Origin of the sequence: Mycoplasma sp. CSL7503-lung (genome assembly GCF_025515455.1) — a bacterium.
Classification (GTDB): Bacteria; Bacillota_I; Bacilli_A; order Mycoplasmatales; family Metamycoplasmataceae; genus Mycoplasmopsis.
In genome coordinates this window covers 1-9788 of the sequence record NZ_JAOPHP010000028.1, presented here as the reverse complement: position 1 = coordinate 9788, position 9788 = coordinate 1, and the positions used below count along the sequence as shown (strand labels likewise).

Sequence of the window (9788 nt, the reverse complement as noted above, 5' to 3'; positions counted from 1 at the left end):
TTTTGATATTGAAAACAAAGTAATAATATTGATTTTTTAAGTAAAATTTTAGATTTTTTTAGATCGTTAAGATATAATAAAAATACCAAGCACGAAAGTGTTGCACTTGATATTTCATTTTAGGATAGACTAATAAATTAAATTAGTCTATTTTTATTTATTTAACTAATAAAGATTCTTGGTCCATTTCAGTAGGCTTTTCTACACCAATATAATCTAAAACGGTTGGTGCTACATTTGCTAAAATACCGTCTTTCAATTTAAGTGATTTATCTGTTGTAATCAACATAACTGGACTACTTGTATGTTTAGTTGCGGGTTTATTATTTTGATCTTCTGTGATTTCAGCATTACCATGATCAGCTGTAATAAATACGGTTACATCATTTGCTTCTGCTCAATCAACAACTCTCTTGATTTGTGAATCTAAAAATGAAACTGCTTCTATTGTAGATTTTAAATTACCTGTGTGACCTACCATATCAGGGTTTGCATAATTCATAATTGTAACATCGTAATTTAGAGCATTAGCTAATAATTCATCAGTAATTTTTTCAGCTGACATATGTGGAGCATCTGCGTACGATTCAACTTTAAGAGAATCAACCATTATACGTTTTGAATTTTTAAATTCAATATCATTTCCACCATCCATGAAATATGTAACGTGAGCATATTTTTGAGTTTCAGCTAATCTTAATTGACTTTTTCCTGCTAATTCTAAAACTCTACCAATAGGCATGCTTACTTCCATTTCATCAAAAGCTATAATTGTATTAATTCCTTCGTATTTCATCATTGAAGCAAATTTATTAATTTTAACTTGGTGAGTTGCTTTGAAATCATATAAAGATGAATTTACAAATAAATGTGTAAGTTGTCTTGCACGATCAGGACGGAAGTTAAAGAAAATAATTGAATCACCATCTTTAACAAAAGAATCTTTGTTTAAGTTAGAATTTACTGATGGAACAAAGAATTCATCACTAATTTCAGAAGCATATTGTTGATCAACAAATTCTAAAATATTATCAAATTTTGAATCTGTATTTCCTAAAAGTGCCTCATATGCTTTTTCAACTCTATCAAACATAGAATCACGGTCCATTGCATAAAATCTTCCTGAAATAGAAGCTATATTGTAACCGAATTTATCAGTTAATTCTAATAATTTTGTTAAAGATTCTTTAATTGAACGAGGTGCAACATCTCTACCGTCTCCAAAAACGTGGACAGAAACTTTTTTCAATCCGAATTCATGTGCTGCTTCTAATAATTTGAATAAATGATCTTCTAATGAGTGAACACCTCCAGGTGATAATAGACCCATTAAATGTAATGTTGAATTATTCTCCTTAACATCTTTAAATACTTCAACAAATTGTTTGTTTGTTTTATATGTACCGTCATTTAACGCTTTTTTGATAAGTGATAATCCAGTGTAAACAATTGTGCCTGCCCCGATGTTTAAATGCCCAACTTCGGAATTACCCATTTGTCCTTCTGGTAATCCAACATATTGACCTGACGCTTGAATCAATGAATTTGGATAATTTTTAAATAAGTTATCAAATGTAGGTGTATTTGCAAGTGCGAAACCATTTCCTTGTGTTTCTATTCTTAAACCTAAACCATCAATAACGATCAATACTACTTTTTTCATATTACTCCTTGATATAAATATTTTTATTAATTATATAATATATAGTTTTTTTGCTTAAAAAATAATAAATTTTGTTTGCATAAAATAATTATATTAACCAAAAATAAAACCGACTAGTTAAAATTATTTATGTGTTGTAAATATTCCATAAAATTATTAATAAGGTTATCTTTCTTCACACACTCCTTTAATGTATTATTCTATTGTTTGTTATTTATTTTAGTAATTTAAAATTTTCTAAATTTTAAAACTAAATATTTTATGTGATTATGTTTAAAAAATATTATATTTATAACACGCTCAATATAAAGTGTATGTAGGCTGCACTTTATATTTTTATTATCAAAAATTAATAAATATTTAATATATAATTTAAATATTAATTAGAGGTAATCCAATGGAAGAGAAAAACAAAATTCAATTAAAAATTAAAAAATTAGTCGAAAAAATCAATAAATGAAATTATGAGTACTTTCAACTCAACGAACCAAGTGTAGAAGATTTGATTTACGATAAAAATTTACAAGAATTACTTTTGCTAGAAAAACAATATCCTCAGTATATTTTAGAGAACTCACCGACACTTAATTTAGGATCATATGCAAGCAACAAATTCAGTAAATTTGTTCATAAAAACCCTATGTTATCGTTAGAAAAAGCTTATTCTGAAAATGATTTATTAAGATATTATAATAACCTTAATAAATCATTAAATAATCCACAAATTAGTTTTTGCTTAGAGCCAAAAATTGATGGATTATCAATTTCATTACATTATTCTGAAGGGAAATTAATTAGGGCTATAACACGTGGAGATGGAACCGAAGGAGAAGATGTTACTGAAAATGTTATACAAATAAAAGGTGTTCCGCTTACATTAAATCAAGACATAGATTTAGAGGTTAGAGGTGAAATTTACATGTCTAAATCAACTTATAATAAGTTGAATGAAGAATTCATTAAAAATGATAAAAAGATTTTTGCTAACCCAAGAAATGCGGCCTCAGGAACACTTAGACAACTTGATAAAAACATTGTTAAAGAACGTAATTTGTCTATTATTTTATATGATTTAGTAAACGCTCAAGATTACAATATAGATTTGCAATCTTCTGTAAAAGGTTTTTTAGAGAATTTAGGATTTCCTACTAATAAAAATATTATGGTAGCTAATTCTTTTGAACAATTAATTGAACTTGTAGAAAACTTTAGAGAATTAAAAAATGAATTTGAGTTTGATTGTGATGGTTACGTTATTAAATTAAATCAAATTAAATATTGAGAACAACTTGGAAAAACTTCTAAATTTCCAAAATATGCTATAGCTTTTAAATATGAAACACAAGAAGCCACAAGTATCATTAAAAATATAACAGCTTCTGTTGGAAGAACTGGAAAAATAACTTATATAGCTAATTTTGATGAAGTTAACTTAAACCAAACAAACGTTAATAATGCTACTATGCACAATTATGAATATATAAAAAATTTAAATGTAAATATCGGAGATCAAATTACTATCATTAAATCAGGAGAAATCATCCCAAAAGTAATTGGTTTAAGCAAAAAAAATACAAATGGCATATTTGACAAAATATTAAATTGTCCTTCATGTGGTGAACTTTTAGTAGAAAAGGAAGGTTTTGTTGATCAATTTTGTGTAAATCAAAATTGTGAAGAACAAATAATAAGAAAACTAATTCATTTTGTATCTAAAAAATCTATGAATATTGAAACATTAGGAGAAAAAAATATACGTCTATTTTATCAATTGGGTTATATAAAAAATATTGAAGATATATATAGCCTAAAAAAATATGACAAAGAAATAAACCAAATACCAGGTTTCAAATCGAAAACAAATAAAAAACTTAATAACATTTTAAATTCAATCGAAGCATCAAAAAATACTAAACTTTTTAAAGCGTTATTCTCTATTGGGATACCAAATGTAGGAATTCAAGTTGCACAATTAATCACTAATGATTTATCGAAATTAACCGATTTATTTGATATAAATTTAGATAAATTAACACAAATAAATACAATAGGTGAGATTATTATTGAAAGTATTAGAGAATACATAAAAATAGATGAAAATAGAAATCTTTTAGAATTTTTAGATAATATTTTAATTTACGAACAAGAATCTCAAGAGTCAAATATACTAAACAATTTAAGTTTCGTAATAACAGGAACATTAAGCAAAAGTAGAGATTATTTTAAAGAGATAATCGAAAAAAATGGTGGTAAAGTGAGTTCACCAGTTTCTTCTAAAACCTCATATTTACTCTACGGTGAAAATGCTGGTTCTAAATATGATAAAGCTTTAAAACTAAAAATTAAATTATTAACCGAAGAAGATTTTCGAAAATTAATTAACAAATAGACGTTTAAAAGCGTCTATTTTAATTTAAGTTGATGAATAAAATATGCTCTTTTTTAGAGTTGGATATTTAAAAATTTTAATTTTGGTGTAAAAAGAATTTAAAATTAATATTTTTAAAATGTTTTCTAACCAATTAAATGCATATACAATCCATGAATGTGAGAATAAAAATATCTTTATGCATATAAAATGCATTAACATTCCACTTAATATTAATTTGATTTAATTAATACGTATTAATATAATTAATGCAAACATGTAATTTAAATTTACAAACGAGGTAATAAAAATGAATATTAAAAAAATAGTTAAATATGTTTTAAGTGCAGCAGGATCGGCAGGATTAATAGCTTCGATCAGCGCATCCGAAACTGGAGAAGCTGAAAATAATACTTCTTCTGCCCAGGTAGCAAACAGAAAAACATACGAAATTTATCCAAAAGTTCAAAAAATCGATTATCTTGACGGAAATTACCTTTTAACTCAAAACGTTAATATAGTTTTCGAAAATGGAATTGATGAAGCCACAGTCGACAGATTCAAAGAAGTTTTAGATATTAAAAACCTACAATATACAATAACTAAACATATTGTTAAAGGACAAACTAATATTTTAGTAGGTATTAAAGGAGATGCAGATAACTTAGTAGATAATTTAATTAAATCTCAAAATACAGAAGTAAATGAAGAACTTTACGAAAAAACAGATAGTTACCAAATTAATAATAATAATAACGTTCTATCTGTTTTAGCAAAAGACACAGACGCCGCTTTTTATGGTGCTACAACACTTTGACACATTTTTAATCAATTAAATGGTAGAGAAATTGAAAACTTTAAAATTGAAGATTATGCAGATGTAACAACTCGTGGAGTTATTGAAGGATATTATGGGAATCCGTGAAGTTTAGAAGATAGACTAGACTATATGAAATGAGGTACATACTATAAACTTAATGGTTATTTCTATGCACCTAAAAATGACCCTAAACACTCTACCAAATGAAGAGAACTTTATACTGATGAAGAAATTGAAAATTTAATTAAACCATTAGCAGAAACAGGAAACAAAACAAAAGTTCGTTATATTTATACTTTACACCCATTCTTTGGTGGTAGAAGAATGACCGAATCTAATTATGAAGAATCATTAGTTCAACTTAAAGCAAAATTCTTGCAAGTCATTAAAGCTGGGGTTCGTCAAATTGGTATTTTAGCAGACGATGCGGGAACACCATTCCCAGGAAATAATAATCAACAAATGCAAAAAAGATTGCTAGACGATGTTGTTGAATGACTCAAAATGTTACAACCAGAATATCCGGGATTAAAAACTACACTCCCATATGTAGTGCAAGAGTATATGGGATGAGGAGAAACATTCTTTTCAACTTTTCCTAAAGAAGTTCAAATAGTTATGACCGGGGGTAGAATTTGAGGTGAAATAACACAAGATTTCACTAACAGATTTACCGAAAAAGTTGGTAGAGGTCCTATGTTATGAATTAACTGGCCTTGTTCTGACAACTCAAAAAGCCATTTAATTTTAGGTGGATACAAAGAATTCTTACATAGAAATGTTGATGCTTCAAAAATTGAAGGTGTTATCTTTAACCCTATGCAACAATCACAACCTTCTAGAGTTGCAATTTTCGGTGGAGCAGATTACACTTGAAATATTTGACAAACCGATGAAGAAGCAGAAAAATCTTACGAAGCATCATTTAAATATGTTCTAGATAACAAACAACATGATGATGAAGAGTCAAATGCCTTCAGAGAACTTTCAAAACACATGATTAACCAAAATATGGATGGTCGTGTTGTAGCATTACAAGAATCCGTAGATATTAAAGATAAACTAAATGAATTTAAATCTAAATTAAATAACGATTCATATACTGATGAAGAATTAAATGAAATTCAAACAATTTTTAATGACTTAAATAAATACTCAAACATTATGTTAAATGGTAAATCTAACGAAAAAATGAAGGAACAAATTATTTATTGACTTCAATCATTCGAAGAATTATCAAAAGGTGTTTCATTATACATTGATGCTTTAAAAGATTATAAAGCCAAAGACACATTTAACTTTATCGACCATTACAATCAAGCTTTAAACAAAGTTTCCGAATCTAAAACACACAAATTCTGATATTTAGATCACTTCGAAACTGCAGAAGTGGGTGTTCAACACATTCAACCATTTGTTAGATCGCTTCAAGCAGCTTTATCTAAAAAATACTCTGAACTTTTAATCCCAGATAAACTAACATTTGAGTTCGATACAAATAGAACTGTTCAAGTAGAAGGACCTGCAGGTAATATCTTTGATTACTCAAACCAAAGACAACAAATTTGAAAAGTTGCTCACGATGGAACTGATTCAAGATTTGTTAAAGATGATTATTTCGGAGCAACAGCTTCAACACCTTTTACATTAAAAACATTGTTTATTAAAATGGGAGATAGAAACGACCACTTTAAAAACTTTAAAATCCAATACAAAATAAAAGATGGTGAATGAACTGACCTTAATGGACAAACAAGTATAACAAGAAACGACGTAAGCGGTCCTTTTGAACCTGTATATATTGATAATTTAAATATAGAAAATGTTGTTGGTGTTAGAGTTGTTAATAACCAAACAGAAACTTTTGGAGCATGATTACGTGTTACTAATTTAGTAATTAACCAACCTAAAGAGTCAGAATTAGAAAATGGTTGATACACAGATTTAAAATATGACGGTCAAAACGGTGGAAATAGAGAAGTAAGAACAACTAATCAAAATACAAATCCAAACGTCCTTTTTGATAACAATCAAGCCACTGAATTTTGAACAAAAAACTACCAAGGAGCTTCATCTAATGACGCTATTTCAGTTGATGCAACATTAACTTTTACATTACCTGAACGCAGAACAATCACAAAAGTTTTATTACAACAAGGTAACTCCGCAAGTGGTGATATATTAACAAACTTTGACATTGAATACGAAACAGAAAATGGACAATGACAAAAATTTGGAGAAAAAAGTGGTAATAGCGACAAAACACAAACCTTTACAGGAAATGTAAAAGCAAAAAGAATTAGAGTTAAAAATAAATCAAACAGAAATGTTTGATGAAGAATCGGAACATTTAAAGTTGGAAACGATTCGGCTACACTAGACAATAGATATCTTCTTAAAGATGCTACTACAAATGATTTTGGAACAACAAAATCAAGTGTTGGATTCCAATTAATACATGCAACTCAACATAATGAATCTCACAACTTAACACTTGAAGCCGATAAAGAAATCGGTATTGATGTTCAAGATATATTAGAATTTAGTAGTATTACAGGAGAATATACAAAAATAGATGGAGTTGAATTACAATACTCTAAAGATGGTTACACATGAACTAAAATAGATGACCTTAGCACATTGAAAGATTCATTAGGATTTAGATTTATTAAATTCAAAAATACATCTACAGAATCAAAAACATTTAGTTTTAAATCATTAAACCTTGTTTTACAAGGAGAAAAAATATTCGGAAAATTAATTAAATCTGATATTTCAATTAATAACGGTTGAGGTGACGAAAGAAATTCTCATAAAGAATTCGATAGAAACGTTAATACTACAACTAAATTTGGTGGTTTACCTGTTAAAGGAAATGTTGCTGTATATGATTTAGGAAAAGAAATAGATTTAAGATCACTTAAACTATATGCAACAGACGGAACAGCTGATTATCCAAGAGATTTAGATGTATTATATTCAACAACAAATAGTGATAACGCTGAAGACTGAAAATTAGCATTCACAATAGGCGATGATGTTACTGATGCAGATAGAGATTCTAATTTATCTAAAATTAATTCAGGTGAAAATGATTCAAACTATCCAAATGTAAGATGATGAGGTAATACAAATATCGAAAACGCAAAAGCAAGATATATCAAACTTTTAGTTAAAGCAAATTATCCAACTCGTGCTTTATTATTTAATGAGATAGTTGTAAACGACTTTGAATACATAAGTTTAAATACTAATCCTAAATTTACAGGTACAAATTACGTTGAAACAGATGCTGCTCATGTAATAGACAAAACAATAGATGGTAATTTAAGTAGTTACTATACACCTGCAAACAAAAATGGTAACCTAACATATATTGTTAACAAAGGAAGATACGATGCGGCCGATGTTAGAATTATTACACAAGGAGATAATTCGGGTTCAACTGTCAAAGTTAAAGTATACAACACTTTAACAAAACAATACTCAGAAAAAGAATTAGGTAAATTAACAAATAACATTGTAGAATTTAAAGTTCCTTTATCAGGAGATGAAAAAGTTGTCTCATTTGATATTTCATGACAAGATAAAACACCTTCTATTGTTGAAATAATACCAATCGCTCAAAAACAAACAGAAAACACAAACAAAGATCAATTACAAAACTTAGTAAACACAAAACCAGCAAACTATCAAACATGAATTAAAGCAGATAAAGATAGTTATGATTTATTAGAAATAATTGCTAAAGAAACACTAAAATCTGAACAAATTAGACAATCAACTATAGATTCTATTAAAAACTCATTAGAAAAAATATCTACAAGTGCAAGAACTAAATTTGACTCTACTAAATTAGATCAAATAATGACAAATGTGCTTTCAAACGAAGATGAATTGTATACAACAGAATCATTTAATGCATATCAATTTGTAGTAAATCAAATTGTTGAATCTCTAAAAGATAAAGATAATTTAACTGAAGAAATGGTAAATTCTCTTGAATCAGAATACAATGATAAAAAATCTAAATTAGTTACTTTACCATACAAAAAACAATCAGTAACTCTAGATATCGCTAAGTTTGATTCGCTAAAATCTAACAACTATACCCCTGAAACATACAATGTTTTAAAAGAAAAAGTTGATCAAATGAAACAAAAATTAAGCGATTCAAATACTACCGTAGAAGAGTTTAATAATTTAGATAAAGAATTTAATGACCTATTTTCAAAATTAGTCGCATCCGAAAAAGGTCAATTAACAAGAAAATACGAAATACATAAAGACCAAAGAGGATATAAATTTATTGATAAATACTACTTACGTTTCCCAGAATTAACTCAACAAATGCAAGATTTAATCGACGAAACTGAACAAGAAGTTAATAAAGAAGATGCTACAAAAGAAAGTATTCAATTATTAATCGATAAAATAGATGCAAAATATAGTGAATTGCGTTCAAAAATTATTGAAATTGATCCAAGCGATGCTGATACAACAGAAGATATTATCGATGATATTGATGAATCATTAGTTCCTGAAATTTCGCAAGGTAATGATACAAAAGAACCTGAAACAAACAAAGAAAATAACGAAACAACAGATTCTTCTGAAACTCCAACAAATCAACCTGACACAGAAAAACCGAACACAAAAGAAAACAAAAATACTCCAAAAAATAATTCAGGTGCAATAGTTGGTGGTGTTTTAGGTTCGCTAGGTGCCTTAATACTAGCAGGAATTGCAGTAATATTCTTCAAAAAAAGAAATAAAAAATAATGATACAAAAACACAATAAATAACATTATTAAGTTAGGTGAAAAAAATTTGACACTCCAAAATAAAGGAGTGTTATTTTTATGTCCAAACATTTTACATTTGAACAAAAAGTTAAATATTGCAAAATTATTGATCAAACCGATTTTAAAACAGCA

Annotated in this window: 3 protein-coding genes; 2 read left to right on the top strand and 1 reads right to left on the bottom strand. The window is 27.6% G+C overall.

Features of this window, described 5'->3' with window-relative positions:
- Positions 1–157 precede the first annotated feature (157 nt).
- Complete coding sequence (gene gpmI / locus N9R85_RS03515) at positions 158–1663, bottom strand: 2,3-bisphosphoglycerate-independent phosphoglycerate mutase (protein ID WP_262858611.1); 1506 nt, start codon at positions 1661–1663, stop codon at positions 158–160.
- A 397-nt stretch (positions 1664–2060) separates the two neighbouring features.
- Between gpmI and ligA the strand changes: the two genes are divergently transcribed.
- Both ligA and N9R85_RS03505 read left to right on the top strand, forming a co-directional pair.
- Entirely contained in the window at positions 2061–4052 is a 1992-nt protein-coding gene (ligA, locus tag N9R85_RS03510; RefSeq protein ID WP_262858610.1) for an NAD-dependent DNA ligase LigA, read from the top strand.
- Positions 4053–4341: 289 nt separating this feature from the next.
- Positions 4342–9633, top strand: coding sequence for a beta-N-acetylglucosaminidase domain-containing protein (locus N9R85_RS03505; protein ID WP_262858609.1), 5292 nt, complete (start codon positions 4342–4344; stop codon positions 9631–9633).
- Positions 9634–9788 lie beyond the last annotated feature (155 nt).